Origin of the sequence: Chromobacterium vaccinii (assembly GCF_000971335.1) — a bacterium.
GTDB classification, from domain to species: Bacteria; Pseudomonadota; Gammaproteobacteria; order Burkholderiales; family Chromobacteriaceae; genus Chromobacterium; species Chromobacterium vaccinii.
This window is the reverse complement of the sequence record NZ_JZJL01000002.1, coordinates 143,128-168,515: the sequence shown is the minus strand read 5'-3', so window position 1 is coordinate 168,515 and position 25,388 is coordinate 143,128. Positions and strand designations below refer to the sequence as shown.

25 protein-coding genes, 2 tRNA genes and 1 riboswitch are annotated in these 25,388 nt (G+C 63.5%); of the genes, 19 read left to right on the top strand and 8 right to left on the bottom strand.

Going from position 1 to position 25,388, the window contains the following annotated elements; all coding sequences use genetic code 11:
- The first annotated feature begins 3 nt into the window (after positions 1–3).
- The 9 genes from nuoH to VL52_RS01720 all read left to right on the top strand — a co-directional run bounded on the left by nuoH (position 4) and on the right by VL52_RS01720 (position 8,837).
- Positions 4–1,050: an NADH-quinone oxidoreductase subunit NuoH gene (nuoH, locus tag VL52_RS01760; RefSeq protein WP_021476502.1), complete on the top strand. Its 1,047-nt coding sequence runs from the start codon at positions 4–6 to the stop codon at positions 1,048–1,050.
- A gap of 29 nt (positions 1,051–1,079) precedes the next feature.
- Positions 1,080–1,559 carry an NADH-quinone oxidoreductase subunit NuoI gene (nuoI, locus tag VL52_RS01755; RefSeq protein WP_199776295.1) on the top strand — a complete coding sequence of 160 codons (480 nt, stop codon included), beginning with the start codon at positions 1,080–1,082 and terminating at the stop codon, positions 1,557–1,559.
- Between the two features lie 9 nt (positions 1,560–1,568).
- Positions 1,569–2,213 carry an NADH-quinone oxidoreductase subunit J gene (locus tag VL52_RS01750; RefSeq protein ID WP_046155441.1) on the top strand — a complete coding sequence of 215 codons (645 nt, stop codon included), beginning with the start codon at positions 1,569–1,571 and terminating at the stop codon, positions 2,211–2,213.
- Between the two features lie 28 nt (positions 2,214–2,241).
- On the top strand, positions 2,242–2,547 hold the full coding sequence (gene nuoK / locus VL52_RS01745; protein WP_011134506.1) for an NADH-quinone oxidoreductase subunit NuoK: 306 nt from the start codon (positions 2,242–2,244) through the stop codon (positions 2,545–2,547).
- A 33-nt stretch (positions 2,548–2,580) separates the two neighbouring features.
- A complete protein-coding gene (gene nuoL / locus VL52_RS01740) occupies positions 2,581–4,632 on the top strand; it encodes an NADH-quinone oxidoreductase subunit L (protein WP_046155440.1) in 2,052 nt (683 codons plus the stop codon).
- A gap of 40 nt (positions 4,633–4,672) precedes the next feature.
- On the top strand, positions 4,673–6,172 hold the full coding sequence (locus VL52_RS01735) for an NADH-quinone oxidoreductase subunit M (protein WP_021476506.1): 1,500 nt from the start codon (positions 4,673–4,675) through the stop codon (positions 6,170–6,172).
- A gap of 21 nt (positions 6,173–6,193) precedes the next feature.
- Positions 6,194–7,648, top strand: a complete 1,455-nt coding sequence (gene nuoN, locus VL52_RS01730) for an NADH-quinone oxidoreductase subunit NuoN (RefSeq protein ID WP_046155439.1) — start codon at positions 6,194–6,196, stop codon at positions 7,646–7,648.
- 10 nt (positions 7,649–7,658) lie between these two features.
- The gene (locus VL52_RS01725; protein WP_046155438.1) at positions 7,659–7,955 is read left to right on the top strand and encodes a DUF2818 family protein; all 297 of its coding nucleotides are present in this window, start codon (positions 7,659–7,661) and stop codon (positions 7,953–7,955) included.
- Between the two features lie 147 nt (positions 7,956–8,102).
- Positions 8,103–8,837: a ribonuclease T2 family protein gene (locus VL52_RS01720; RefSeq protein WP_046155471.1), complete on the top strand. Its 735-nt coding sequence runs from the start codon at positions 8,103–8,105 to the stop codon at positions 8,835–8,837.
- A gap of 63 nt (positions 8,838–8,900) precedes the next feature.
- On the opposite strand, the gene VL52_RS01715 is transcribed toward VL52_RS01720, so the two are convergent.
- The 5 genes from VL52_RS01715 to VL52_RS01695 form a co-directional block, all read right to left on the bottom strand.
- Positions 8,901–9,563, bottom strand: coding sequence for a DUF799 domain-containing protein (locus tag VL52_RS01715; RefSeq protein ID WP_046155437.1), 663 nt, complete (start codon positions 9,561–9,563; stop codon positions 8,901–8,903).
- 9 nt (positions 9,564–9,572) lie between these two features.
- Entirely contained in the window at positions 9,573–9,941 is a 369-nt protein-coding gene (locus VL52_RS01710) for a DUF4810 domain-containing protein (protein ID WP_046155436.1), read from the bottom strand.
- A gap of 32 nt (positions 9,942–9,973) precedes the next feature.
- A complete protein-coding gene (locus VL52_RS01705; RefSeq protein ID WP_021476512.1) occupies positions 9,974–10,642 on the bottom strand; it encodes a CsgG/HfaB family protein in 669 nt (222 codons plus the stop codon).
- A gap of 128 nt (positions 10,643–10,770) precedes the next feature.
- Positions 10,771–11,637, bottom strand: a complete 867-nt coding sequence (locus VL52_RS01700) for a lipid A biosynthesis lauroyl acyltransferase (protein ID WP_046155435.1) — start codon at positions 11,635–11,637, stop codon at positions 10,771–10,773.
- Complete coding sequence (locus VL52_RS01695; RefSeq protein WP_046155434.1) at positions 11,634–12,527, bottom strand: lysophospholipid acyltransferase family protein; 894 nt, start codon at positions 12,525–12,527, stop codon at positions 11,634–11,636. The genes VL52_RS01700 and VL52_RS01695 overlap by 4 nt, the downstream gene beginning before the upstream one ends.
- 76 nt (positions 12,528–12,603) lie before the next feature.
- On the opposite strand from VL52_RS01695, the gene metK reads away from it, so the two are divergent.
- Entirely contained in the window at positions 12,604–13,773 is a 1,170-nt protein-coding gene (gene metK / locus VL52_RS01690; protein WP_046155433.1) for a methionine adenosyltransferase, read from the top strand.
- Between the two features lie 50 nt (positions 13,774–13,823).
- Here the strand turns inward: metK and VL52_RS01685 are convergent, their stop codons facing one another.
- On the bottom strand, positions 13,824–15,413 hold the full coding sequence (locus tag VL52_RS01685) for a histidine kinase N-terminal 7TM domain-containing protein (RefSeq protein WP_046155432.1): 1,590 nt from the start codon (positions 15,411–15,413) through the stop codon (positions 13,824–13,826).
- Between the two features lie 89 nt (positions 15,414–15,502).
- A riboswitch (S-adenosyl-L-homocysteine riboswitch) is annotated at positions 15,503–15,594 on the top strand.
- A 72-nt stretch (positions 15,595–15,666) separates the two neighbouring features.
- On the opposite strand from VL52_RS01685, the gene ahcY reads away from it, so the two are divergent.
- The 3 genes from ahcY (at position 15,667) to VL52_RS01670 (ending at position 18,637) form a co-directional block, all read left to right on the top strand.
- Positions 15,667–17,067 carry an adenosylhomocysteinase gene (gene ahcY / locus VL52_RS01680; RefSeq protein WP_046155431.1) on the top strand — a complete coding sequence of 467 codons (1,401 nt, stop codon included), beginning with the start codon at positions 15,667–15,669 and terminating at the stop codon, positions 17,065–17,067.
- 123 nt (positions 17,068–17,190) lie between these two features.
- Positions 17,191–18,027 (top strand): methylenetetrahydrofolate reductase [NAD(P)H], encoded by an 837-nt coding sequence (metF, locus tag VL52_RS01675; RefSeq protein ID WP_021476518.1) that lies wholly within the window; start codon positions 17,191–17,193, stop codon positions 18,025–18,027.
- 52 nt (positions 18,028–18,079) lie between these two features.
- Entirely contained in the window at positions 18,080–18,637 is a 558-nt protein-coding gene (locus VL52_RS01670; protein ID WP_046155430.1) for a TIGR00645 family protein, read from the top strand.
- Positions 18,638–18,697: 60 nt separating this feature from the next.
- Here VL52_RS01670 and VL52_RS01665 read toward each other — a convergent pair whose 3' ends face one another.
- Positions 18,698–19,183 (bottom strand): Lrp/AsnC family transcriptional regulator, encoded by a 486-nt coding sequence (locus VL52_RS01665; RefSeq protein WP_021476520.1) that lies wholly within the window; start codon positions 19,181–19,183, stop codon positions 18,698–18,700.
- A gap of 422 nt (positions 19,184–19,605) precedes the next feature.
- On the opposite strand from VL52_RS01665, the gene hppD reads away from it, so the two are divergent.
- The 6 genes from hppD (at position 19,606) to VL52_RS01635 (ending at position 24,041) form a co-directional block, all read left to right on the top strand.
- Complete coding sequence (hppD, locus tag VL52_RS01660) at positions 19,606–20,682, top strand: 4-hydroxyphenylpyruvate dioxygenase (protein ID WP_021476521.1); 1,077 nt, start codon at positions 19,606–19,608, stop codon at positions 20,680–20,682.
- Between the two features lie 121 nt (positions 20,683–20,803).
- The gene (locus tag VL52_RS01655) at positions 20,804–21,937 is read left to right on the top strand and encodes a homogentisate 1,2-dioxygenase (protein ID WP_046155429.1); all 1,134 of its coding nucleotides are present in this window, start codon (positions 20,804–20,806) and stop codon (positions 21,935–21,937) included.
- Between the two features lie 175 nt (positions 21,938–22,112).
- Positions 22,113–23,090: a fumarylacetoacetate hydrolase family protein gene (locus VL52_RS01650; RefSeq protein WP_046155428.1), complete on the top strand. Its 978-nt coding sequence runs from the start codon at positions 22,113–22,115 to the stop codon at positions 23,088–23,090.
- Entirely contained in the window at positions 23,083–23,727 is a 645-nt protein-coding gene (gene maiA / locus VL52_RS01645; protein ID WP_046155427.1) for a maleylacetoacetate isomerase, read from the top strand. The genes VL52_RS01650 and maiA overlap by 8 nt, the downstream gene beginning before the upstream one ends.
- A gap of 156 nt (positions 23,728–23,883) precedes the next feature.
- Positions 23,884–23,959: transfer RNA gene (locus VL52_RS01640), tRNA-Phe, on the top strand.
- A 6-nt stretch (positions 23,960–23,965) separates the two neighbouring features.
- Positions 23,966–24,041: transfer RNA gene (locus VL52_RS01635), tRNA-Phe, on the top strand.
- A gap of 68 nt (positions 24,042–24,109) precedes the next feature.
- Here VL52_RS01635 and VL52_RS01630 read toward each other — a convergent pair.
- Complete coding sequence (locus VL52_RS01630; protein ID WP_046155426.1) at positions 24,110–25,309, bottom strand: MFS transporter; 1,200 nt, start codon at positions 25,307–25,309, stop codon at positions 24,110–24,112.
- Positions 25,310–25,388: the final 79 nt, after the last annotated feature.

Genomic DNA, 25,388 nt, shown 5'->3' with positions numbered 1-25,388 from the left:
ACGATGGAGTTCTTGCAAGGTATTCTTGGCACTGACGCAGGGCTCCTGGTGTGGACCCTGCTGAAGATCATCGCCATCGTGCTGCCGATGTTGGGCTGCGTAGCGTATCTGACGCTGGCCGAGCGCAAGGTGATCGGCTACATGCAGATCCGCATCGGCCCGAACCGGGTCGGTTATTTCGGTCTGCTGCAGCCCATCGCCGACGCGGTGAAGCTGCTGATGAAGGAAATCATCCTGCCCACCAACTCCAGCAAGGGCTTGTTCCTGCTGGCGCCGGTGCTGTCCATCGGACCGGCTCTGGCGGCCTGGGCGGTGATTCCGTTCACCGAACACCTGGTGGTGGCCAACGTCAACGCTTCGCTGCTGTACATCCTGGCGCTGACCTCGATGGGCGTGTACGGCGTGATCATCGCCGGCTGGGCGGGCAACTCGAAGTACTCCTTCCTCGGCGCGATGCGCTCCGCCGCCCAGATCGTTTCCTACGAGCTGGCGATGGGCTTCGCGCTGGTGGGCGTGCTGATGGTGTCCGGCAGCCTGAACCTGGTCGACATCGTCAAGCAGCAGTCTTTCGGCATGGGCGGCGGCTCGCTGCTGTCCTGGAACTGGATTCCGTTGTTCCCGCTGTTCATCGTCTACCTGATCTCCGGCGTGGCCGAGACCAACCGCGCGCCGTTCGACGTGGCGGAAGGCGAGTCGGAAATCGTCGCCGGTTTCCACGTTGAATATTCGGGCATGGCGTTCGCGATCTTCTTCCTGGCCGAGTACGCCAACATGATCCTGGTCGCCGCGCTGACCGCGCTGCTGTTCCTGGGCGGCTGGCTGTCGCCGTTCCCGGCGTCGTGGGGCATCCTGGGCGCCGGCGGCTTCCACTGGCTGGCGATCAAGGTGTCGATGGTGCTGTTCTGCTTCCTGTGGTTCCGCGCCACCTTCCCGCGCTATCGCTATGACCAGATCATGCGTCTGGGCTGGAAGGTGTTCATCCCGGTGACCCTGGCGTGGATCCTGGTGGTGGGCGTGTGGATGTTTACCCCGCTGTCCATTTGGCACTGAGACAGGGGATAGGTGAAAAAATGAATTCGATCCGCAACTTTTTCAAGACCTTCCTGCTGGTGGAGCTGGTCAAGGGCCTGATGGTCACTGGCCGCTACTTCTTCGCCCGCAAGATCACTGTGCAGTTCCCGGAAGAGAAGACGCCGATTTCGCCGCGCTTCCGCGGCCTGCACGCGCAGCGCCGCTACGCCAACGGCGAAGAGCGCTGCATCGCGTGCAAGCTGTGCGAGGCGGTGTGTCCGGCGCTGGCCATCAACATCGAGTCCGAGCAGCGCGACGACGGCACCCGCCGCACCACGCGCTACGACATCGATCTGACCAAGTGCATCTTCTGCGGCTTCTGCGAGGAAGCCTGTCCGGTGGACGCCATCGTGGAAACCCACATCTTCGAATACCACGGTGAAAAACGTGGCGACCTCTACTACACCAAGCCGATGCTGCTGGCCATCGGCGACAAGTACGAGGCCGAAATCGCCGCCAACAAGGCGGCTGACGCCAAGTATCGCTAAGGGGAGGCCATGAACCTAACTACGGTAATTTTCTACGTTCTGTCCGCCATCCTGATCTTCGCCGGCGTGCGGGTGGTCACGGCCAAGAACCCGGTGCACGCCGCGCTGTTCCTGGTGCTGGCCTTCTTCACCAGCGCCGGCCACTGGCTGCTGATGGAGTCGGAGTTCCTGGCGATCACGCTGGTGCTGGTCTACGTCGGCGCGGTGATGGTGCTGTTCCTGTTCGTGGTGATGATGCTGGACATCAACATCGAGAAGCTGCGAGAAGGCTTCTGGAAGAACCTGCCGGTGGCCGCCACCGTCGGCGCCATCATGGTGTTCGAAATGGCGCTGATCCTGGTCAGCCCGCAGGCCGCGCTGTCGCAGTACAAGGCCGCCGCGCCGCTGGCCGCCGACTTCAGCAACGTGAAGATGCTGGGCAGCCAGCTGTACACCACCTATCTGCTGCCGTTCGAGATCGCGGCGGTCGTGCTGCTGCTGGCGATGATCGCCGCCATCGGCCTGACCATGCGCGCGCGCAAGGACAGCAAGACGATCGACCCCGCCGTCCAGGTGAAGGTGCGCCGCGAAGACCGCGTTCGCATCGTCAAGATGGACGCCGTGAAAAAAGTGGAAGAGGCCGAACAGGCCGATTCCGGTGAGCAACAGGCCTGACGGCCAATCAACCAATAAGGGAGGAAACGTGCTGACACTGACTCACTTTCTGGTGCTGGCCGCCATCCTGTTCGCCATCAGCGTGCTCGGGATTTTCCTGAACCGGAAAAACCTGATCATACTGCTGATGGCCATCGAGCTGATGCTGCTGGCGGTGAACTTCAACTTCATCGCGTTCTCGCACTACCTGTCGGATTCGGCAGGCCAGATCTTCGTGTTCTTCATCCTGACGGTTGCCGCCGCCGAGTCCGCCATTGGTCTGGCGATCCTGGTGGTGCTGTTCCGCAACCTGCAGAGCATCAACGTTGAAGACTTGGGCAGCCTCAAGGGCTAACGGCAAACCGGAACCATTACAAAGCACAAAAGCATGGATATGAAGAGCTTATACCTGCTGATTGCACTCGCTCCGTTGGCGGGTTCCATCATTGCGGGCCTGTTTGGATGGGCGATCGGACGGCGCGCCTCGCACGTCGTCACGATAGCCGGCGTGGCGCTGTCCGCCGCGCTGTCGCTCAAGGTGCTTCTGGGCTTCCTCAACGGAAGCGCGGAAGTGTTCAACGGACCGGTCTACACCTGGCTGACCGTCGGCGGCTACGAGTACTCGGTCGGCTTCCTGGTCGACTCGCTGACCGCGATGATGCTGGTGGTGGTCACCAGCGTGTCGCTGATGGTGCATATCTACACCATCGGCTACATGCAGGACGATCCGGGCTACCAGCGTTTCTTCAGCTACATCTCGCTGTTCACCTTCTCGATGCTGATGCTGGTGATGAGCAACAACTTCGTCCAGCTGTTCTTCGGCTGGGAAGCTGTGGGCCTGGTGTCCTATCTGCTGATCGGCTTCTGGTTCAAGCGCCCGACCGCGGTGTTCGCCAACCTGAAGGCCTTCCTGGTCAACCGCGTCGGCGACTTCGGCTTCCTGCTGGGCATCGGCTTGGTGCTGGCCTACTTCGGCGGCTCGCTGAACTACAGCGACGTGTTCGCCGCCGCGCCGGCGCTGGCGCAGAAGACCATCGAGATCATCCCCGGCCAGCAATGGTCGCTGCTGACCGTCACCTGCATCCTGCTGTTCATCGGCGCGATGGGTAAATCCGCCCAGTTCCCGCTGCACGTGTGGCTGCCGGACTCGATGGAAGGCCCGACGCCGATCTCGGCGCTGATCCACGCGGCCACCATGGTGACCGCCGGCATCTTCATGGTGTCGCGCATGAGCCCGCTGTTCGAGATGTCCGACACCGCGCTGAACGTGGTGATGGTGGCAGGCTCGATCACCGCGCTGTTCATGGGCTTCCTCGGCATCGTCCAGAACGACATCAAGCGCGTGGTGGCTTATTCCACGCTGTCGCAGCTGGGCTACATGACCGTGGCGCTGGGCGCTTCGGCGTACTCGGTGGCGATGTTCCACGTGATGACCCACGCCTTCTTCAAGGCGCTGCTGTTCCTGGCGGCCGGCTCCGTGATCATCGGCATGCACCACGACCAGGACATGCGGAACATGGGCGGCCTGCGCAAGTACATGCCCATCACCTGGCTGACCTCGCTGCTGGGTTCGCTGGCGCTGATCGGCACGCCGTTCTTCTCCGGTTTCTACTCCAAGGACTCGATCATCGAGGCGGTCGCCGCTTCGCATCTGTCCGCGGCCGGTTTCGCCTACTTCGCCGTGGTGGCCGGTGTGTTCATCACCGCCTTCTACTCCTTCCGCATGTACTTCCTGGTCTTCCACGGCAAGGAGCGTTGGATGGAGAACCATGGCTCGCACCACGAGCACCATGGCGACAGCGATGAGGAGGAAGTGTCCCATGACCATCACCATGGACTGGGCCCGAACGACAAGCCGCACGAATCGCCGTGGGTGGTGACGCTGCCGCTGGTGCTGCTGGCCATTCCGTCGGTGCTGGTGGGCTACTTCGCCATCGACAAGCTGGTTTACGGCGACTTCTTCAAGGGCGTGATCGCGGTCAACCACGAAGCGCACCCGGGGATGGAAGAGCTGGCGCACGAATTCCACGGCGCCTTCGCCATGACGCTGCACTCGTTCACCACGCTGCCGCTGTGGCTGGCCATCGCCGGCGTCGTCGTGGCCTGGTACTTCTACATGAAGGCGCCGCACATCCCGGCCGCCATCAAGGAAAAGTGCGCCCCGATCCACAAGCTGCTGGAAAACAAGTACTACCTGGACGAGATCTATTTCGCCGTGTTCGCCAAGGGCTCGCGCGCGCTGGGCACCTTGTTCTGGAAGGTGGGCGACACGCTGCTGATCGACGGCCTGCTGGTCAACGGCACCGCCAAGCTGGTGGGCTGGTTCTCCAGCGTGGTGCGCCGCATGCAGACCGGCTTCATCTACAGCTACGCCACCGCGATGATCATCGGCGTGCTGGGTCTGATGACCTGGTGGTTCCTGCCGCTGATCCTGCGCTGAGTCCGGATTCCGGGATTGAAATAACAATATAGGTTTGACTATGTTCACAAATCTGTTAAGTCTGGTGATCTGGACGCCGATACTGGCCGGCCTGGTAGTGCTGGCCACCGGCGGCGACCAGCGCGCGCCGCTGGCGCGCTGGCTGGCGGTGGCGGGAGCCCTGGCGGGCTTCCTGCTGTCGATCCCGCTGTTCACCGAGTTCAACAACCTGAACGGCGGCATGCAGTTCGAAGAGATGAAGCCGTGGATCGCTTCGCTCAACATCAACTACCACCTGGGCGTGGACGGCATCTCGATGCTGTTCGTGGTGCTCAACAGCTTCACCACGCTGTTGGTGGTGATCGCCGGCTGGGAAGTGATCCAGAAGCGCGTGTCGCAGTACATGGCCGCCTTCCTGATCATGTCCGGCCTGATCAACGGCGCCTTCGCCGCGCTGGACGCCATCCTGTTCTATGTCTTCTTCGAAGGCATGCTGATCCCGATGTACCTGATCATCGGCGTCTGGGGCGGTCCGCGCCGCGTCTATGCGTCGATCAAGTTCTTCCTGTACACGCTGCTCGGCTCGCTGCTGATGCTGGTCGCGTTGATCTACCTGTACTTCCAGGCTGGCAAGAGCTTCGAGATCCTGGCTTTCCACGACATCGCCAAGATTTCGCTGACGGTGCAGATCCTGCTGTTCGTCGCCTTCTTCATGTCCTTCGCGGTGAAGGTGCCGATGTGGCCGGTCCACACCTGGCTGCCCGACGCCCACGTGGAAGCGCCGACCGGCGGCTCCATGGTGCTGGCCGCGATCACGCTGAAGATCGGCGCCTACGGCTTCCTGCGGTTCATCCTGCCCATCATGCCGGACGCCGCGCGCGAGCTGTCGCCCATCATCATCGGCCTGTCGCTGGTGGCGGTGGTCTACATCGGCCTGGTGGCGCTGGTTCAGTCCGACATGAAGAAGCTGGTGGCGTACTCGTCCATCTCCCACATGGGCTTCGTGACTCTGGGCCTGTTCCTGTTCACCGGCAGCGAGCTGAACCAGTGGGCCGTCGAAGGCGCGTTGGTGCAGATGGTGTCCCACGGCTTCGTCTCCGCCGCGATGTTCTTCTGCATCGGCGTGATGTACGACCGCGTGCACAGCCGCAACATCGCCGACTACGGCGGCGTGGCCAACAAGATGCCGATCTTCGCCGCCTTCATGATGCTGTTCGCGATGGCCAACTCCGGCCTGCCGGCCACTTCCGGCTTCGTCGGCGAGTTCATGGTGATCATGGGCGCGGTGCAGGTGAATTTCTGGTACGCCGCGCTGGCCGCCACCACGCTGATCTTCGGCGCCGCCTACACCTTGTGGATGTACAAGCGCGTGATCTTCGGCGACGTGGCCAACGAGCATGTGGCCGAGCTGTCCGACGTCAACAAGCGCGAGTTCCTGGTGCTGGCCATCCTGGCCCTGATGGTGCTGGGCATGGGTCTGTATCCGCAGGCTTTCGTCGCCAAGATGCACCTGGCGGTCAACGACCTGATCACGCACGTCGCGCAGACCAAGCTGCCGTAAGGACGGAAGGAATACACACAAATGAATTGGGCTGATCTCAACCTGATACCCGCGATGCCGGAGCTGTTCCTGATCGGCGCGTTGCTGGTGGTGCTGATGCTGGATCTTTTCATCTCGGATGAAAAGCGCTGCGTCACCTACGGCCTGACGCTGCTGACCCTGGTCGGCGCCGCCGTCGCGCAGGTATGCACCTTTACCCCGTACCCGGTGACCACGTTCTCCGGCATGTTCGTCGCCGATCCGCTGGCGGCGCTGGTCAAGCTGGCGATGTACGGCGTCACCGCCATCGTGCTGGTGTACAGCCGCCAGTACACCGCCGACCGCGGCTTGTTCAAGGGCGAGTACTTCTCGCTGTCGCTGTTCGCGCTCTTGGGCATGAACCTGATGGTGTCCGCGTCCCACTTCCTGACCCTGTACATGGGCCTGGAACTGCTGTCGCTGGCGTTGTACTCGCTGATCGCGCTGCAGCGCGACTCCGTGCCGGCCACCGAGTCGGCGATGAAGTACTTCGTGCTGGGCGCGCTTGCCTCCGGCCTGCTGCTGTACGGCATCTCGATGATCTACGGCGCCACTGGCTCGCTGGAGCTGGCGGCCATCGCCAAGGCGATCAAGTCGCACTCCGCCAACGGCGTGCTGCTGATCTTCGGCCTGGTGTTCATCGTCGCCGGCCTGAGCTTCAAGCTGGGCGCCGTGCCGTTCCACATGTGGGTGCCCGACGTCTACCAGGGTTCGCCGACTTCCGTCACGCTGATGGTCGGCGCCGCCCCCAAGCTGGCCGCTTTCGTGTTCGTGCTGCGCATCCTGGCCCAGGGCCTGGACGCGCTGGTGGGCGACTGGCAGGGCATGCTGATGATCGTGGCCGTGCTGTCGATGGCCATCGGCAACATCACCGCCATCGTGCAGACCAACATCAAGCGGATGCTGGCTTACTCCACCATCTCGCACATGGGCTTCCTGCTGTTGGGCGTGCTGGCCGGCACCAAGCAGGGCTACTCCGCCGCGCTGTTCTACGCGGTGGTGTACGTGGCGATGTCGCTGGTGAGCTTCGGCATCATCCTGGCGCTGTCGCGCAAGGGCTTCGAATGCGAGAAGATCGACGATCTGAAGGGTCTGAACAGCCGCAACAGCTGGTACGCGCTGCTGATGCTGCTGGCCATGTTCTCGATGGCCGGCATTCCGCCGCTGGCCGGCTTCTACGCCAAGTTCGCGGTGATCCAGGCCGTGGTGCAGATCGGCATGATCAAGCTGGCCGTGTTCTCCGTGCTGATGTCGGTGATCGGCGCCTTCTACTACCTGCGCGTGGTCAAGGCCATCTACTTCGACGACGCCCAGGACAACGCCCCGATCAACGTTCGCGCCGACATGAAGCTGGTGCTGTCGCTGAACGCGCTGGCGCTGCTGGCGGTGGGCATCCTGCCGCAGTCGCTGCTGGAGCTGTGCGCGCAAGTGATGCGCCAGTCTCTGGGCATGATGTAAGGACTGGACCATGCAGACCGGCATCGTGATCCTGCTGCTGCTGGCCCTGGCGGCCGCCAATCTGCCGTTCGCCACCCCCCGCGTGGCCTGCGTGTTCAAGGTGGCGCGCAAGCATTTCGGCTGGCAGGCGCTGGAGCTCGTCGTTCTGTATCTGCTGGTGGGCTTGCTGGCCCGCCTGCTGGAGGCGCAGACGATGCCGGTGCATGCGCAGAATTGGCAGTTTTACGTCACCACTTTCGCGCTGTTCGTGGTGGCGGCCTTTCCGGGTTTCGTCTACCGCTATTTCTGGCGCAAGCCGGGACAATAGCCGCGCTAACGCGCAAGCCACAAAGCACTGCCTCGGCAGTGCTTTTTTATTGTCATTTGTTGCGGCTGCTTGCTTAATATCTCATTTTGAATGAAATTGACATTTTATATCCGCATGAAATGCGGTGAAAACTCAATGGTCATCATCATGCGCAAACTACTGACAGTTTCCTTGCTCGTCCTGCTGGCGGGCGTTGCCCAGGCCGATGAGCTGAAACCGGCCCGCCACGGCGATTTCGCCCATTACACCTTCGCGCTGGCGTGGCTGCCGGGCTTCTGCACCGCGGGCGGAGAGGGTTGTCTGCCGAGCCAGCCCAAGGAGGAACTGATCGGCCTGCACGGTTTGTGGGCGTCGGAACCCAAGAGCCTGGAAGACAAGGGCGTGAAAGTGCAGCAATGGTGGGCGTCGGGCTGCTCGATGCTGCCGCATGTGACGGCGGTCCCGTTGCTGTCCGAAGAACTGCGGCAAAGGCTGAAGGAAACGATGCCGCAGCTCGCCAGCGATCTGCAGACCCATGAATACGTGAAGCACGTGCAGTGCTTCGGCTACGACGCCAACGAATTCTTCTCCACCGCTCTGCAGATGCGCGAAGCGGTGGTGGACAGCGACTTTGGCCGCTACCTGAGCGCCCAGGCCGGCCAGACCGGCACCGGCGCGGAAGTGAAGGACGCGTTCACCAAGGGCTACGCCACCGGCGAGCGCGGCGCGTTGCAATTGCGCTGCGCCAAGGACGCCAAGGGACGCAACGTGCTGACCGAGCTGTGGTTCACGCTGAAGAAGGACAAGCTGGACAGCTTCCCGGAGGTGGACAGCTTCATGGATACGCCGGCGGCGGAGCGTGAGGACACCTGCTCCCAGCCCTTCCTGCTGCCCAAGTGGTAAGCGGGCATGAAAAAGCCGCCCGACCGTGAGGCCGGGCGGCTATTCCATTCGTAAGCCAAGCGCTCAGTCGGTGCCGTATTGCGGCGAGCGGGGGCCGTACAGCACGCCGTTGGCGTGCCCCGCGGAGAGCAGCTGATTGCTGGCCATGCCGGCGACCGGATAGGTGGCGTCGGTGGCGCTGTTGACGATCTGCTTGATCGCGGCGTTGATCAGCATGCCCACCAGTCCGCCTGCATTATTGTTGTTGCTGTTGGCGTTGTTGGCGGCGGCGCTGCCGGCCCACAGCTCCTGGCCGCTTTTCAGATCCACCAGCTTGGTTTGCACTTCCACTTCCGCGACGCTGTCCAGCACGCTGTAGCGCACGCCATAGCGCTTGACCGTGGTGTACAGCGCGGCATCTGCGCCGAAGATCTCTCGCAGCTTGACTGGGGAGACAGCCTGAATGTCGTTGGCGGTGGAGAGGCCGTTCTGCTTGAAGGTTTCCGTCATCAGCGCGACGGGGACCACGTAGTAGCCGGCTTCGGCCAGCGGGTAGGTCATCTGCGACAGCACGCCGTTGGGGCCGTTGACTTCCGGCGAGTCATTGACCGGCGGCAGGACCAGGATGGCGCGGGGACGGCTTTGCTTGTAGGCGGTGTAGTCGCGATTGACGACCGGGGCGGCGCAGCCGGTGGCCAACGCGGCCAAAGAGGCGATCAGCGTCGCCTTGACGAGATGTTTGAGCATGATGTCCTCTTATTTTTTCAGCTTGCTCATCAGGAAGTTCAGATAGGAAGCCGATTCTGGGAACAGCTTTTTCTCGGCCTCGAACTCCTGTGCCATCCGGTCGGTGTTGCCGGCGTTTGCGTACAGCATGCCCAGATGGGCGTGATAGCCCGGCGGCTCCTGATTGCCCTTGGCTCGGATCTTCTGCAGCCCTTCTTCCAGCACGGAGATCTGCTTCTGAGCGTCCGCGCCGTCGCCTTTCAGGTATTCATACACTTCCGGTTGGTACGACTCCCATTGATAGAGAGTCTTGGGGCCGGTCGCGCAGGCGCTGAGCAGCGCGCAGCCGGCGAGCATGCCGATCACGCGGCGATGCGACTTGATGCTTTTCGTTTTCATTGTCTCGGTTTTGTTTTTGTATGGGTTGAGGCTTATTTGCCAGGCGTCCAGGCGCCAGAGTCGATGCCGTTGACCAGGTTGTTGACCGCTTCGCGCATGGCCAGATCCAGCACCTTGCCGTTCAGCGTGGAATCGTAGCTGGCGGTGCCGCCGAAGCCGATGATTTCGCGATTGGACAGCGAGTATTCGCCGGCGCCTTGGGAGGAGAAGACGACTTCGGAAGTCTGGGTGTTGACCACGTTCAGGCTGACCTTGGCGTAGGCGATCTGCTGCTTGCCGCGGCCGAGGATGCCGAACAGCTGGTGGTCGCCCACTTCCTTGCGGCCGAATTCGGTGACGTCGCCGGTGATCACGTAGTCGGCGCCCTTCAGCGCTTGCGCCTGCTTCTTCAGGCCGGCTTCCTGCTTGATTTCCGCCAGGTTGTCGCGGTCGAGCACGTTGAAGCGGTTGCTCTGTTGCAGATGGGTGATCAGCACGGTTTTGGCTTGGCTGCCCAGGTGGTCGACGCCATCGGAGAAGATGCCGCGCATGAAGCTGGAGCGGTTGTCGAACTTGCCGACCGAAATCGGCGCGCGCGGACCGTTGTAGGGCTTGTTGGCGCTGGCGACCTGCGCGACCGCGAGCGTCTGGGACGACTCGGTGGCGCAGCCGGACAGAAGGGCGGCTGCCAGAGCGGCGGTGAAAAGAGTTTGTTTTATCATTAACAATCTTCCTGTTTGAAATACGTGTGCGTATGTTAACGGCGGTTAACAATATACCGTAAGTCGGAAGACTGTCATCGGATTAGGTGATTGACATTTGAGGCCGGGCAAGCGTCCGGCCTGCCGGATCAATAGACGCGCGTCTCGCCCTGCGGGCGGTTCTTGAAGCGCTTGTGCAGCCAGAAATACTGATCTGGAATTTCGCGGACGCGGTCTTCCAGGAAAGCGTTCATGCGGCGGGTGTCGGCCTCGATGTCTTCGCTGGGATAGCCGTCCCAAGGCGGGTAGAACTCCAGCTCGAAGCGATCGCCGACGCGGCGGGGGATCGCCGGCACCACCTTGGCGCGAGCCAGCTTGGCGATGCGCGACATCCCGGTGATGGTGGCCGCCTTGACGCCGAAGAAATCGACGAACAGGGAGTCGCGGACGCCGAAGTCCTGGTCCGGCAGATACAGGAAGGGCGCGTGGTCCTTGCGCATCGCCTTGATGATGGGGCGCAGGCCCTCCTGGCGCGACACGATGTAGGCGTTGTCGTAGCGCTGGCGTCCGGCGTAGATCTGCTTGTCCAGCGCTTCGTTCTTCTGGTGGGAATACACGCTGACCAGCGGAATGTACTGGTTCAGAGCGTAGACGCACATCTCGAAGCCGACGAAGTGCGGGTAAAACAGAATCACATCCTCGCCCTTGTCGCGAAGATCGGTGACGTAATGCAGGTTCTTGATGTCCACCAGGTTGTCGATCCGCTTGGCCGAACTCCACCAGCACACGCCGTACTCCAGCACCATCCGTATCATGTGCTGGCAGTTCTTGCGGATCAGCCGCTTGCGTTCGGCCAGCGGCATGTCCGGGAAGCACAGCCGCAGATTGATCAGGCCGACGCGGCGGCGGCCGCGCGCCAGCAGGTAGGCGAGATTGCCCAGGCCGGCGGCGATGAGGCCGATGGCCCGCATCGGCAGCAGGCGGATCAGCCATAGCAGGGCGAAAGCGATTTTCATGCGTGTCCTTGTTCTGCGTCCGGCCGGGTGACGCCGGCCGGGCATTTGTAGCGGTTGTAGCTCCACAGGTATTGGCTGGGGAAGCGGCGGATCAGGTTTTCCACCTGGGCGTTCATCCGCGCGCAGTCGGCTTCCTTGTCGCCGGTGAATGGCTGGGCCAGCGGTTCGATGTGCACGGCAAAGCCCTGGCCGCCGGGCAGGCGCTCGCCGACGAAGAACAGCGTGGTCACCTTGCTCATCTGCGCCAGCCTGGGCACCAGCGTCATCGTGTAGGCGGGGCGGCCGAAAAACGGCGCCCACACGCCCTCGCCGTTGCCGGGCACCTGGTCGGGCAGGATGATGGTGGCTTCGCCGGATTTCAGCGCCTTCATCAGCGCGCGCACGCCGGCGGCGGTGGCCGGCGCGGTCCGGCCCTTGCCGCGCGCGCGGCCGGCCTGCATTACCGGCTCCAGCCACTGCAGCTTGGGCGGCCGGTACATCGCGGTCAGCGGAAACGGCAGCCGCGAACTGATGTAGCGGCCGGCGATGTCGTAGCTGCCCAGATGTGGCGTGATGAAGACGATGCCGTTATTCTGTTCCAGAGCGGTCTCGACATGCTCCCAGCCGTGGCACTGCTTGACCATGGCGGCGATGTCTTCCGGGCTGCGGCACCAGGCGATGGCCAGCTCCAGCGCGCCCTTGCCGGTTTCCGCCGCCGCCAGTTTGACTTGGCGCGGTAAAAGCTGATAGTTTTGGAAGGTTTTACTAGAACCCAGATTCTCCCGCAGCCGCGCCGCGAACCGCGGGGACGAGAGATAAGTCAGCCGCCCCAGAGTGGCACCCAAACCTTGTAGCCAGGATAATGGGAGGCTCGCCAGGAAGGTCAGTAGCAGTTGGACTAGCTTGGACATAAGCTGAGCGGTCTTGGTCTGAAAGCGGCCTATTCTACCATCACGGGGTTTTGTATTTTTTGGGAACGCATAATAAATGAGTGAATACCTGTTTACCTCCGAATCGGTCTCGGAAGGCCATCCGGACAAGGTAGCCGACCAGATTTCCGACGCGATCCTCGACGCGATCCTGCGCGAGGACAAGCACGCGCGCGTTGCGGCCGAAACGCTGGTCAACACCGGCCTGGTCGTATTGGCCGGCGAGATCACCACCACCGCCAACATCGATTACATCAAGATAGCTCGCGAGACCATCAAGCGCATCGGCTACGACGATTCCGAGCTGGGCTTCGACTACCGCGGTTGCGCGGTGATGGCTTGCTACGACAAGCAATCGCCGGACATCGCCCAGGGCGTGAACGAAGGCGAGGGCCTGGACCTGAACCAGGGCGCCGGTGACCAGGGCCTGATGTTCGGCTACGCCTGCGACGAAACGCCGACGCTGATGCCGTTTCCGATCTACTACGCTCACCGCCTGGTGCAGCGTCAGGCCGAACTGCGCAAGGACGGCCGCCTGCCGTGGCTGCGCCCGGACGCCAAGAGCCAGATCACCTGCGTGTACGACGCCGCCACCGGCCTGCCCAAGCGCATCGACACCGTGGTGCTGTCCACCCAGCACAGCCCGGACATCGATCACAAGACGCTGTCCGACGCGGTGATCGAAGACATCGTCAAGCCGGTGCTGCCGCCGGAAATGATCACGCCGGAAACCAAGTTCCTGATCAACCCGACCGGCCGCTTCGTCATCGGCGGCCCGATGGGCGACTGCGGCCTGACTGGCCGCAAGATCATCGTCGACACCTACGGCGGCGCGGCGCCGCATGGCGGCGGCGCGTTCTCCGGCAAGGATCCGTCCAAGGTTGACCGTTCGGCGGCGTATGCCGGACGCTACGTGGCGAAGAACATCGTCGCCGCCGGCCTGGCCCGCCAGTGCCAGATCCAGGTGTCGTACGCGATCGGCGTGGCCGAGCCGACCTCGATCGCGGTGGATACTTTCGGCACCAACCGCATTCCGAACGAGAGGATCGTCGAGTTGGTGAAGAAGCATTTCGACCTGCGTCCGAAGGGCATCATCCAGATGCTGGACCTGCTGCGTCCGATCTACGGCAAGACCGCCGCCTACGGCCACTTCGGCCGCGAGGAGCCGGAATTCAGCTGGGAGCGCACCGACAAGGTCGAGGCGCTGCGCGCCGACGCCGGCCTGTAACCCTGGCCGGCCGCAGTCGAAAAAATCGCCAGTTTCCACTGGCGGTTTTTTTATTGGCCACTGGCGGCGCGCACGCTGCAGTTCTTGCCGGCCGTCTTGGCCTGGTACAGCGCCTGGTCGGCGCGGCGGTACAGCTCCTCCAGCGCGCGGCCGTTGCCGGGCAGGGCGGCGATGCCGCAGGAGAAGCTGGCGCGGAACGTATGTTCGCCGGCGTGTTCCAGGCGATGAAAATCGCGCCGCCATCCTTCAACCCGCTGTTGCGCCTGCTCGGCATCGCTGCCCGGCAGCACCACCATGAATTCCTCGCCGCCCAGCCGGCAGACGATGTCGGCGGCCCGGCTTTGCTGTTGCAGCAGGCGGGCCAACGCTTGCAGCACCCTGTCGCCGACCTGGTGGCCGTGCAGGTCGTTGATGCGCTTGAAGTCGTCCAGATCCATCATCGCCACCGCTATCGGCTTCGCCTCGCGCTCCGCGCGCTCGCGTTCGCGCTCGAAGGTTTCGTCCAGGTAGCGGCGGTTGAACAGATGCGTCAGCGGATCGCGCAGCGTCTGTTCGCGCAGCGCCGCCTGCAGCGTTTCGATTTGCGCCAATCTGTCGGTCAGCTGCAGATTGGCCTCGCGCAGAGCGTCTTCGGCTTGCCGCCGCTGGGTGATGTCGCGCATCACCAGCATGCGGGTGCGCGCCGGCTTGTGGAAAGGCTCGATTTCGTAGGCGCGGATGTCCAGAATGCGGCCGCCGTCCGGCGTCGTCAGCTCCAGATGCGCGCCGGTTTCCAGCATGCTGGCCTCCAGCCATGGGGCGGGCAGCGGCTGGCCGGGCCAGTCCGCCGGCGCGCCGCCCAGCATGCGGATCCCGGACGGGTTGATGTCGAGGATGCGAAGCTGGTGGTCTACCACCACCATGCCGTCGCCCATGGCTTCGAAGGCCCGGGCGCGCGCCACCGGCACCAGGTGCAGTTGGCGGAGGTAGAGCAGATCGATCGCGAAGATCAGGCCGGTGAAGGCGAAAGAGTGCGGCGTCGGGTCCAGGCCTTGCAGAGGAAAGGCGCTAGTCAGGTAAAGAATATTGCCGAACCACGGCGCGATCGCGCTCAGCATCAGCGTCAGCGACTGCCCGCGGAAATGGGCGGGGAAGTAGTGCAGCGCGCGGATCAGCAGCAGGCTGCCCAGCAGCATCATCAGATAGGAATAACCGGCCACGCCCAGCCAGAACGCCGGACCGTGGCCGTAGATCAGCAGGTTGTGGCCCGAGGGGCTGGGCTGGAAGCTGGTCCACACCAAGTGGTGGCGCTCGTTGCTGGCCGCCAGCAGCAGGCAGACGGCGGGAATGGCGAACAGCAGGGCCAGTCCACGCCGCGGCAGCGAGATGTGGTTGTAGTCCAGCGCCAGCAGCAGGAACAGCACCGGGGTGCTCAGCGTGCCCAGGTATTCCACCTTGGACCAGAACAGCTTGGCGGCTATGCTGGTGACGGACAGTTCGCACATCGCGCCAGCCGCCCAGAACGCGACCGAGGCCATCAGCAGCGCCAGCCAGCGCACGCCGGCGAATTGCCTGCGGCTCCAGGCGATGATGCTGATGGCGGCGGCCAGCAACGCGGCCAGGCCGGATAGCGCGGCCAGCGGGGTGAACACGAAACTCATGGCGGTCCGGGGGAGGGACAGGCCCTTAGTTTATCGCTTTGACATGACAAGTCCTACCTTTTCCGATTCGACTGGGTATAATGTCCCGGTCACCCGAGGAGCGCTGCGAGGAGTCTTCTCCCCAGGCTCGGGCAGCCGCAGGCCGTTTCACCAGCCAGCGACCCAACGGCGCTCACCTGACTCATGACCGTGGCGGCACGGGATGACGGGTGGGCCGCATCCTGGCTGGCCGCGTGAACAAGGATGCTTCACGATGGCTGATTTTTCCGATTTCCATGTAGCAGACATCGCGCTTGCCGGTTGGGGGCGCAAGGAACTGAACATCGCCGAGACCGAAATGCCCGGTCTGATGGCGGTCCGCGACGAATACCACGCCGCGCAGCCGCTGCGCGGCGCGCGCATCGCCGGCAGCCTGCACATGACGGTGCAGACCGCGGTGCTGATCGAGACCCTGACGGCGCTGGGCGCCGAAGTGCGCTGGGCTTCGTGCAATATCTTCTCCACCCAGGACCACGCAGCCGCCGCCATCGCCGCCGCCGAAATTCCGGTGTTCGCGTTCAAGGGCGAGAGTCTCGACGAGTACTGGGAATTCAGCCACAAGATCTTCGAATGGCCCGAGGGCCAGCCGGCCAACATGATCCTGGACGACGGCGGCGACGCCACGCTGCTGCTGATGCTGGGCAGCAAGGCCGAGCAGGACATCGGCGCAATCGCCCACCCCACCAATGAGGAAGAGACCGCGCTGTTCGCGTCGATCAAGCGCCATCTGGCCATCGACCCGCGCTGGTACTCCAAGCGCCTGCAGCACATCCAGGGCGTCACAGAGGAAACCACCACCGGCGTGCATCGCCTGTACCAGTTGGAGAAGGACAGCCAGCTGCCGTTCCCTGCGATCAACGTCAACGACTCCGTCACCAAGTCCAAGTTCGACAACCTGTACGGCTGCCGCGAGAGCCTGGTGGACGGCATCAAGCGCGCCACCGACGTGATGGTGGCCGGCAAGGTGGCGGTGGTGCTGGGCTACGGCGACGTGGGCAAGGGCTGCGCGCAGAGCTTGCGCGGCCTGGGCGCCACCGTGTGGGTGACCGAGATCGACCCGATCTGCGCGCTGCAGGCTTCGATGGAAGGCTACCGCGTGGTGCGGATGGACGAGGTGGCCGATCAGGCCGACATCTTCGTCACCTCCACCGGCAACGTCGGCGTGATCACCCACGATCACATGAAGAAGATGCGTCACAACGCCATCGTCTGCAATATCGGCCACTTCGACAGCGAGATCGAGGTCGCCAGCTTGCGCCAGTACCAGTGGGAGAACATCAAGCCGCAAGTCGATCACATCATCTTCCCCGACGGCAAGCGCATCATTCTGCTGGCTGAAGGCCGCCTGGTGAACCTGGGCTGCGGCACCGGCCACCCGAGCTTCGTGATGTCCAACAGCTTCACCAACCAGGTGCTGGCGCAGATCGAATTGTTTGCCAATGGCCAGCAATACGATAAGAAGGTGTACGTGCTGCCCAAGCATTTGGACGAGAAGGTCGCCCGTCTGCACCTTTCCCGCATCGGCGCGCGCCTGACCGAACTGTCCGATCAGCAGGCCGCTTACATCAGCGTGCCCAAGCAAGGTCCTTATAAGCCGGATCACTATCGTTATTGATTATTGAACCTAGGTGAAACGGACAGGCCCCATAGAATGGATCTGTCCGTTTTTTTTCGGGCAAACCAGACGACCAACGGCACACAGAGGCCGGCAGCCAGGACAGCGATAGAGAGGATCACCATGACGCAGACGCCGCGCACCTTCAGTTTCGAATTCTTTCCGCCCAAAACGCCCGAGGGCGTGGCCAAGCTGCGCACCACGCGCCAGCAGCTGGCCCAGTTCAAGCCGCAGTTCTTCTCGGTGACTTTCGGCGCCGGCGGAACTACCCGCGACGGCACCTTGTCCACCGTGCTGGAGATCCGCAGCGAAGGGCAGGCCGCCGCGCCGCACCTGTCCTGCATCGGCTCCACCCGCGAGAACATCGCCGCCATCCTGAACGAATACCGCGGCAACGGCATCCGCCACCTGGTGGCGCTGCGCGGCGACATCCCGTCGGGCATGGTGGCCGCCGGCGAATTCCGCTACGCCAACGAGCTGGTGGAGTTCATCCGCGCCGAGCATGGCGACCATTTCCACATCGAGGTGGCGGCTTATCCGGAATTCCATCCGCAGGCGCGCTCGGCCGAAGACGATCTCGCCAACTTCGTGCGCAAGGTCCGGGCCGGAGCCGACTCCGCGATGACTCAGTACTTCTTCAACGCCGACAGCTATTTCCGCTTCGTCGACGAAGCGCGCGCGCGCGGGGTGGACATTCCCATCGTGCCGGGTATCATGCCGATCTCCAATTTCGGCCAGCTGTGCCGCTTCTCCGACATGTGCGGGGCGGAAGTGCCGCGCTGGCTGCGCCTGCGCATGCAGGCCTATTACGACGATACCGCGTCCATCCGCGCGCTGGGACTGGACGTGGTGACCGAGCTGTGCGACCGCCTGTTGCAAGGCGGCGCGCCCGGTCTGCATTTTTACACATTGAACCAGGCGGGCCTGGTCTCCACCATCTGGCAGAGGCTGGGCCTGTGACGGCGAGCGGGCGGCGCAAAGCCGCCCGCGGCCGCGAACGACAGGAAAGCCCATGCAAGACCAGCAATACGTTCAACGACAAATTCAATCCGAACCCAGGAAATCGCTGCTCGGCCAGGTGATCTTCAGCAGCCGCTGGCTGCAATTGCCCATTTATCTGGGCCTGATCGTGGTGCAGGGCGTCTATGCGTGGAAATTTCTCGCGCAGCTGTGGGAGCTGCTGGAAGGGCTGAACCACCTGACCGAGACCGACATCATGCTGGCGGTGCTGGGCCTGATCGATGTGGTGATGATCGCCAACCTGCTGGTGATGGTGACGGTGGGCGGCTACGAGACTTTCGTGTCGCGGCTGCGCATCGACAGCCACCCGGACCAGCCGGAGTGGCTGGACCACGTCAACGCCTCGGTGCTGAAGGTGAAGCTGTCGATGGCCATCATCAGCATTTCGTCCATCCATCTGCTGCAGACCTTCATCAACGCCAGCCGCATCGACGAGCACACCATCAAGTGGCAGCTGTTCCTGCACCTGGCCTTCCTGCTGTCGGCGGCGGCCATCGCCTACACAGACAAGCTGCTGGCCGGCGCCACCGCCCATCATCAGCGCGATTGATCGGCGCAGCCAAAACAAAACGGCCCTTTCGGGCCGTTCTGTTTTTGGGGCGCGCGCAGCTTACATGCCGCGCATCTGTCCCAGCGGCAGCGCGGTGGTGCGCTTGATCTCCTTGAGCACGAAGCTGGACTTCACGTCCTCGACGCCCGGATGCTGCAGCAACTCGTCCATCACGAAGCGCGAGAAGTGCTCCATGTCTTCGAAATACACCTGCAGCAGGTAATCCATCTCGCCGGTCATCGCGAAGCAGTTGATCACTTCCGGCCAGTTTTGCACCGCGTCGATGAAGCTCTGCAAATGCATATTCCCGCGTTTTTCCAGCGTGACGCGCACCCAGGCCTGCAGGCCTAAACCGATGTGAGCGGGGTCGAGCAGGGCGACGTACTGGCGGATTACACCGGACTCTTCCAGTTGCTTAAGCCGGCGCAGGCAGGGCGACGGCGACAGCGCCACGCGTTCGGCCAGCTCGACATTGGTCAACCGGCCGTCAAGCTGCAGCTCGGCCAGAATACGCAAGTCTGTCTTATCTAATGTGAGACTTGGCATATTTTCTCCTGATAATCGGTTTGTTGAGACATTTTATTCCTCAATATCGCTCGGCAAAATCCATTTAGCAAGATAATTGCCGCCCGCTTTCCATAGAATAAAAAGCCTAAATCGCAAACGGCGGCGCAAGACTGCCGATGCATGTCGATGGTGTGTGACAGCAGACAACGATTCGTTCGGAGGAGAGCCAAGCCGTGCCGTTTTTGGCGGCCGGCGTCGGCGCGCGTGTCCCATCGCGCGTTCCGCTTCCCCTTGTCTCTGCTTCCTCCCGCCCCGTCGAACCGCTTCCTCCGCCCTGCGGATAGGCATGCGGTCAGCTTACATAACGCGGACCGTCCGCGCACGTTTACAAAAGTCTGAACGAAAATTGATAGTCCATGCCGCCATTGACAGGTATGGGGCTATAAACAGAGGAGAAACAGATGAAAATGGAAGCCATGCTGCAAAATCCGCTCGCTACCGACGGTTTCGAGTTCGTCGAATACACCGCTCCCAACGCCGAGGGCGTGGAGAAGCTGAACCAGCTGTTCCTGTCGCTGGGCTTCACTGAAGTGGCCCGCCACCGCAGCAAGGACGTGCGCCTGTACCGCCAGGGCGACATCAACTTCATCCTGAACGCCGAACGCAGCCAGCCGGCCAGCGAATTCGCCAAGGCGCATGGCCCGTCGGCTTGTGCGATGGCCTGGCGCGTCAAGGACGCCGCCAAGGCGTACGAATACGCGCTGTCGCACGGCGCCAAGCCGTACCAGCGTCCGGTGGGCGCGATGGAACTGAACATCCCGGCGGTGGAAGGCATCGGCGGCTCGGCCCTGTATTTCGTCGACCGCTACGGCAAGGACAAGGACATCTACGAGATCGACTTCGTGCCGCTGGAAGGCGTGGACCAGCATCCGTACGGCGTCGGCCTGACCGAGATCGACCACCTGACCCACAACGTGGCGCGCGGCAATATGGCCACCTGGGCCGATTTCTACACCGGCATCGCCAACTTCCGCGAGATCCGCTACTTCGACATCGAAGGCAAGCTGACCGGCCTGGTGTCCAAGGCGATGACCAGCCCCTGCGGCAAGATCCGCATCCCGATCAACGAGTCGTCCGACGACAAGAGCCAGATCGAGGAATTCCTGCGCCAGTACAACGGCGAAGGCATCCAGCATATCGCGCTGACCACCGCCGACATCTACGCCACGGTGGAAACGCTGAAGGCGCGCGGCACCCGTTTCCTGGATACGCCGGACACCTATTACGAGAAGGTGGACGCCCGCGTGCCGGATCACGGCGAGGACGTGGCCCGCCTGCACAAGAACAGCATCCTGATCGACGGCGCGCCGGTGGAAGGCATCCTGCTGCAGATCTTCACCGAGACCGTGATCGGCCCGATCTTCTTCGAGATCATCCAGCGCAAGGGCAACGAGGGCTTCGGCGAAGGCAACTTCAAGGCCTTGTTCGAGTCCATCGAGGAAGACCAGATCCGCCGCGGCGTGCTGAAGGCCGATTGATCCATTCCCGCCGCGGCGGCCGGCTCCGGACTTCCGGGCGGGCGCCGCGGCGTCTTGCCGTATGTGCATCATGCAATGGCGCGGCCTGTGCGTCGCAGGCCGTGCCGACAGGACATCCAAAATGCGTAAATGGATCAGTTACCCGCACCGCGAAGGCACCATCTCGCGGCAGGCCCACGCCGACTTTCCGGCCGAGGCCATATACGAGCGCGAAGTCGGCCGCAGCGGCTTCTTCGGCCCGGCCACCCATCTGCACCACAAGCACCCGCCGACCGGCTGGAGCGCCTGGGAAGGCCCGCTGCGCCCGCGCGCCTTCGATCTGAACGAGCTGCCGCACGGCGCGCCGGCGCCGTGGGACGCGCCGCTGGTGTTGCACAACGCCCAGTGCAAGCTGCGGATCTGGCGCTGCGACAAGGCGATGACCCAGCTGTTCCGCAACGCCGACGGCGACGACCTCTTGTTCATCCATGCCGGCAGCGGCGAGCTGTTCTGCGACTACGGCCACCTGAGCTACCGCGACGGCGACTACATCCTGGTGCCGCGCTCCACCAGCTGGCGCATCGAGCCGGCTAGCCCGACCACCATGCTGCTGGTGGAAACCAGCAACGGCGCCTACCAGCTGCCGGAAAAGGGCCTGGTCGGCCCGCACGCCATCTTCGACGAGGCGGTGCTGGACGTGCCGGCGATCGACGACGCCTTCCGCGCGCAGCAGACCGAGGACGAATGGCAGGTGGTGATCAAGCGCCGCGGCGCGCTGTCCACCGTCACCTACCCGTACAACCCGCTGGACGCCATCGGCTGGCACGGCAATCTGTCGGTGGCGCGGGTCAACTGGCGCGACATCCGCCCGCTGATGAGCCACCGCTATCACCTGCCGCCGTCGGCGCACACCACCTTCGTCGCCGACGGTTTCGTGATCTGCACCTTCGTGCCGCGGCCGATCGAGTCCGATCCGGGCGCGCTGAAGGTGCCGTTCTATCACAACAACGACGATTACGACGAAGTGATCTTCTACCACGCCGGCGACTTCTTCAGCCGCGACAACATCAAGCCCGGCATGCTGACCTTCCACCCGGCCGGCTTCACCCACGGCCCGCACCCGAAGGCCTTCGCCAAGGCGATGACCGACCCGAAGAAGTTCACCGACGAAGTGGCCGTGATGATAGACGCGCGCGACGCGCTGGAGCAGGGCCCGGGCCTGGCCAGCGTGGAGTGGCAAGGCTACGTGGACAGCTGGAAACCCAAGCAGGCCTGACGCCATTGCTGCTGCGAGAGCCGATCTCAGCGCTGCGATGCTCGCGGTACGATGTGTACCGCAGGGCTTCTCCCGTCGACCTCGGCCCGCTCGCGACGCAATCGCGTTCAGGCCAAGCTGAAAAATTGATATAGAGGAACGGCCCGCAGCGGCCGCTAGCAGAAAGAACATCAAGATGAAATTAGCCACTTATCACAACCACACCCGCGATGGCCAATTGATGGTGGTCAGCCGCGATCTGACCCGCGCCGTGGCAGTGCCCGCCATCGCCGCCACGCTGCAGGCCGCGCTGGACAACTGGGCCCAGGCCGAGCCGCGTCTGAAAGAAGTCTACAACGCGATCAACCACGGCCAAGTGCCGGACGAAGTGCCTTTCGACAGCCATCGCTGCATGAGCCCTCTGCCGCGCGCCTACCAGTGGGCCGACGGCAGCGCCTACCTGAACCACGTCGAGCTGGTGCGCAAGGCGCGCGGCGCCGAGGTGCCGGAAAGCTTCTACACCGACCCGCTGATGTACCAGGGCGGCTCCGACGCCTTCCTCGCGCCGACGGCCGACATCCCGCTGCGCGACGAGGCCTGGGGGCTGGATTTCGAGGGCGAGGTGGCGGTGGTCACCGGCGACGTGCCGCTGGGCGCGCCGGCCGACGCCAAGCACATCCGCCTGCTGATGCTGGTCAACGACGTGACCTTGCGCGGCCTGATCCCGCCGGAATTGGCCAAGGGCTTCGGCTTCTTCCAGAGCAAGCCAGCCACCGCCTTCTCGCCGGTCGCCGTCACGCCGGACGAGCTGGGCGAAGCCTGGGACGGCGGCAAGGTGCATCTGCCGCTGTTGGTCGACTACAACGGCGCTTTCTACGGCAAGCCTGATTGCGGCGTTGAGATGCAATTCAACTTCCCGCAACTGGTCGCCCACGTGTCCAAGACCCGCGAGCTGGCCGCCGGCTCCATTGTCGGCTCCGGCACCATCTCCAACAAGGACCGCTCGGTCGGCTCTTGCTGCCTGGCCGAGCAACGGATGATAGAAACCATCGAGCAGGGCGCGCCGAAGACGCCGTTCATGAAGGTGGGCGACACGGTGCGCATCGAGATGAGGAGCGCGGCCGGCGATAGCATCTTCGGCGTGATCGAACAGACCGTGGTGAAACATGACTGATCGCGTGTTGTACGGCTATTTCCGCTCCAGCGCCGCCTACCGGGTGCGCATCGCGCTGAACCTGAAGGGGCTGGATTACCGCTATCGGCCGATCAATCTGCTTAAGGGCGAGCAGCGCAGCGCCGACTACCTGGCGATCAACCCGCAAGGCCTGGTGCCGCTGCTGGACGACGGCGGCGTCAGGATCGCCCAGTCGCTGGCCATCTGCGAATACCTGGACGAGGCTTACCCGGACACGCCGCGGCTGTTGCCGGCTGAGCCGGCGGCGCGGGCGCGGGTGCGCTCGCTGGCGCTGGCCATCGCCGCCGACATCCATCCTTTGCAGAACACCCGGGTCGGCAAGTATTTGCAGACCGAGTACGGCAAGGACGAGGAGGGCAAGGCGGAGTGGATACGCCACTGGATTCGCACCGGCTTCGACGCGCTGGAAAAGCAGATGGCCGAGTCGCCGGGCCGTTACGCGGCCGGAGATCTGCCGACGCTGGCCGATGTCTGCCTGCTGCCGCAGGTGTTCAGCGCCCGCCGTTTCGGCGTGGATCTGGCGCCGTATCCGAACATCGTCCGCGTCGCGGAGGCGCTTGAGCATTTGCAGGCATTCGCCGAAGCGCATCCGTCCCGTCAGCCGGACGCGATGTAAGTCTTTGATCTGAAGGCCCGGCCGCGTAGAGCGGCCGGGCCGCTTGTTTTCACAGGGCGGTGACAGGCTGTTTTTTTGCAATTATTCCTTGACGCGAATAGCGTCCTCTGATTAAATGCGTGGCTCTGACGGCGCGGTAGCGCTGAAGGTAAAAGTGGCCAGTTAGCTCAGTTGGTAGAGCAGCGGATTGAAAATCCGCGTGTCCGTGGTTCGATTCCGCGACTGGCCACCACAGCAAGGCCAGTTAGCTCAGTTGGTAGAGCAGCGGATTGAAAATCCGCGTGTCCGTGGTTCGATTCCGCGACTGGCCACCAGATTGAAAAAGCCGAATCCGCAAGGGTTCGGCTTTTTGCATTGGGCGCCGGGATGGCGCCAGGCAGCCTCAGCAGGCGTCCTCCACGGCGCTTTTGGGCGAGGGCGCGCGGGGGAGGGCGGCGGCGATCAGCAGCGCGCAGGCGCCCGCCGCCAGCGTCAGGCTCAGTCCGGCGCGGGCGCCGTAGGCATCGATCGTCAGGCCGCACAAGGAAGCGCCGCCGGCCACGCCCAGCAGAATGCCGGTGACCAGCCAGGTCAGGCTTTCTGTCAGCCGCGCGCGCGGCACGGCTTTCTCCACCATTTCCATCGCCACGATCAGCGTCGGCGCGAAAGACAGTCCGGACAGCAGCATCACGGCAGCCAGCCAGAAAACATTCGGCGCCAGCGAGATGAAGACGGAGCTGGCCGCCGTGGCCGCGCAGCAGCACAGCAACAGCCTGCCCAGCGGCAGCGCCGGTTTGAGCGCGCCGAAGGCCAGTCCGCCGATGCCGGAGCCCAGGGCGTACAGCGCCAGCACCCAGCCGGCCGCGGACGGCGAGCCTTGCGCCTTCGCGAAAGCCACGGCCGCGACATCGATGATGCCGGCGATGGCGCCCAGCGTGCCCATCAGCAGGGCGAGAACCGGCACCGGCGGCAGGAAGAGCGCTGAGCGGCCGCTGCCCGGCGCGGCGGGGTGGGCCGGCGGTTCGGTGGCTTTCTGGCGCAACAGGGCGAAGACGCTGAACAGGATCAGCAGCGCGGCCGTCAGCGGACCGGCTTCGGGAAACCAGGCCATGCACAGGCCTATCGACAGCGGCGGGCCCATGACGAAGGCGATTTCGCTCAGCACGCTGTCCAGCGCGAACGCCGTCGGCAGCAGCGTCTGCCCCTCCAGCAGCTTCGCCCAGCGGGCCCGTGTCATCGCCGGGATGCTGGGCAGACAGCCCGCCGGCGCCGCGCACAGGTACAGCGTCCAGTGCGGCGCGTCCAGGCGGCTGCACTGGACCAGCGCCAGCAGGGCGAGAGCGCCGATGCCGGTGGCCGGCGGCAGCACCCGGCTCTGGCCATAGCGGTCGGCCAGGCGGGACACCTGCGGCGTCAGCAGGGCGGTGGCCAGCATCAAGGTGGCGGCCACCGATCCGGCGAGACTGTAGCTGTCCCGGGTCAGCGACAGCATGGTGATGATGCCGACCCCCACCATGGTGCTGGGCAGGCGCGCCACCCAGCCGGCCAGCGCCAGCGCCGTAACGCCCGGCGTGCGGAATAATTGGCCGTATCGATTGGCCATGGGAGTTCTCCTTGCGGTTTTCCGAGCGTAGCGGGGGGTCATGCGGATAGGTCAAGTTATCCAGGCCATATGTCTTTGT

What these genes read in the sequence shown, in the direction of transcription:
- VL52_RS01700 (WP_046155435.1), bottom strand. Translation starts at nt 11,637, where the DNA reads ATGAAAATCGCTTTCGCCCTGCTATGGCTGATCCGCCTGCTGCCGATG.
- VL52_RS01665 (WP_021476520.1), bottom strand. Translation starts at nt 19,183, where the DNA reads ATGCCAAGTCTCACATTAGATAAGACAGACTTGCGTATTCTGGCCGAG.
- VL52_RS01650 (WP_046155428.1), top strand. Translation starts at nt 22,113, where the DNA reads ATGAAATTAGCCACTTATCACAACCACACCCGCGATGGCCAATTGATG.
- VL52_RS01655 (WP_046155429.1), top strand. Translation starts at nt 20,804, where the DNA reads ATGCGTAAATGGATCAGTTACCCGCACCGCGAAGGCACCATCTCGCGG.
- VL52_RS01710 (WP_046155436.1), bottom strand. Translation starts at nt 9,941, where the DNA reads ATGAAAACGAAAAGCATCAAGTCGCATCGCCGCGTGATCGGCATGCTC.
- metK (WP_046155433.1), top strand. Translation starts at nt 12,604, where the DNA reads ATGAGTGAATACCTGTTTACCTCCGAATCGGTCTCGGAAGGCCATCCG.
- nuoL (WP_046155440.1), top strand. Translation starts at nt 2,581, where the DNA reads ATGGATATGAAGAGCTTATACCTGCTGATTGCACTCGCTCCGTTGGCG.
- VL52_RS01715 (WP_046155437.1), bottom strand. Translation starts at nt 9,563, where the DNA reads ATGCTCAAACATCTCGTCAAGGCGACGCTGATCGCCTCTTTGGCCGCG.
- VL52_RS01735 (WP_021476506.1), top strand. Translation starts at nt 4,673, where the DNA reads ATGTTCACAAATCTGTTAAGTCTGGTGATCTGGACGCCGATACTGGCC.
- nuoN (WP_046155439.1), top strand. Translation starts at nt 6,194, where the DNA reads ATGAATTGGGCTGATCTCAACCTGATACCCGCGATGCCGGAGCTGTTC.
- nuoH (WP_021476502.1), top strand. Translation starts at nt 4, where the DNA reads ATGGAGTTCTTGCAAGGTATTCTTGGCACTGACGCAGGGCTCCTGGTG.
- VL52_RS01725 (WP_046155438.1), top strand. Translation starts at nt 7,659, where the DNA reads ATGCAGACCGGCATCGTGATCCTGCTGCTGCTGGCCCTGGCGGCCGCC.
- VL52_RS01705 (WP_021476512.1), bottom strand. Translation starts at nt 10,642, where the DNA reads ATGATAAAACAAACTCTTTTCACCGCCGCTCTGGCAGCCGCCCTTCTG.
- VL52_RS01685 (WP_046155432.1), bottom strand. Translation starts at nt 15,413, where the DNA reads ATGAGTTTCGTGTTCACCCCGCTGGCCGCGCTATCCGGCCTGGCCGCG.
- VL52_RS01670 (WP_046155430.1), top strand. Translation starts at nt 18,080, where the DNA reads ATGCAAGACCAGCAATACGTTCAACGACAAATTCAATCCGAACCCAGG.
- metF (WP_021476518.1), top strand. Translation starts at nt 17,191, where the DNA reads ATGACGCAGACGCCGCGCACCTTCAGTTTCGAATTCTTTCCGCCCAAA.
- VL52_RS01630 (WP_046155426.1), bottom strand. Translation starts at nt 25,309, where the DNA reads ATGGCCAATCGATACGGCCAATTATTCCGCACGCCGGGCGTTACGGCG.
- VL52_RS01750 (WP_046155441.1), top strand. Translation starts at nt 1,569, where the DNA reads ATGAACCTAACTACGGTAATTTTCTACGTTCTGTCCGCCATCCTGATC.
- hppD (WP_021476521.1), top strand. Translation starts at nt 19,606, where the DNA reads ATGAAAATGGAAGCCATGCTGCAAAATCCGCTCGCTACCGACGGTTTC.
- maiA (WP_046155427.1), top strand. Translation starts at nt 23,083, where the DNA reads ATGACTGATCGCGTGTTGTACGGCTATTTCCGCTCCAGCGCCGCCTAC.
- ahcY (WP_046155431.1), top strand. Translation starts at nt 15,667, where the DNA reads ATGGCTGATTTTTCCGATTTCCATGTAGCAGACATCGCGCTTGCCGGT.
- VL52_RS01720 (WP_046155471.1), top strand. Translation starts at nt 8,103, where the DNA reads ATGCGCAAACTACTGACAGTTTCCTTGCTCGTCCTGCTGGCGGGCGTT.
- VL52_RS01695 (WP_046155434.1), bottom strand. Translation starts at nt 12,527, where the DNA reads ATGTCCAAGCTAGTCCAACTGCTACTGACCTTCCTGGCGAGCCTCCCA.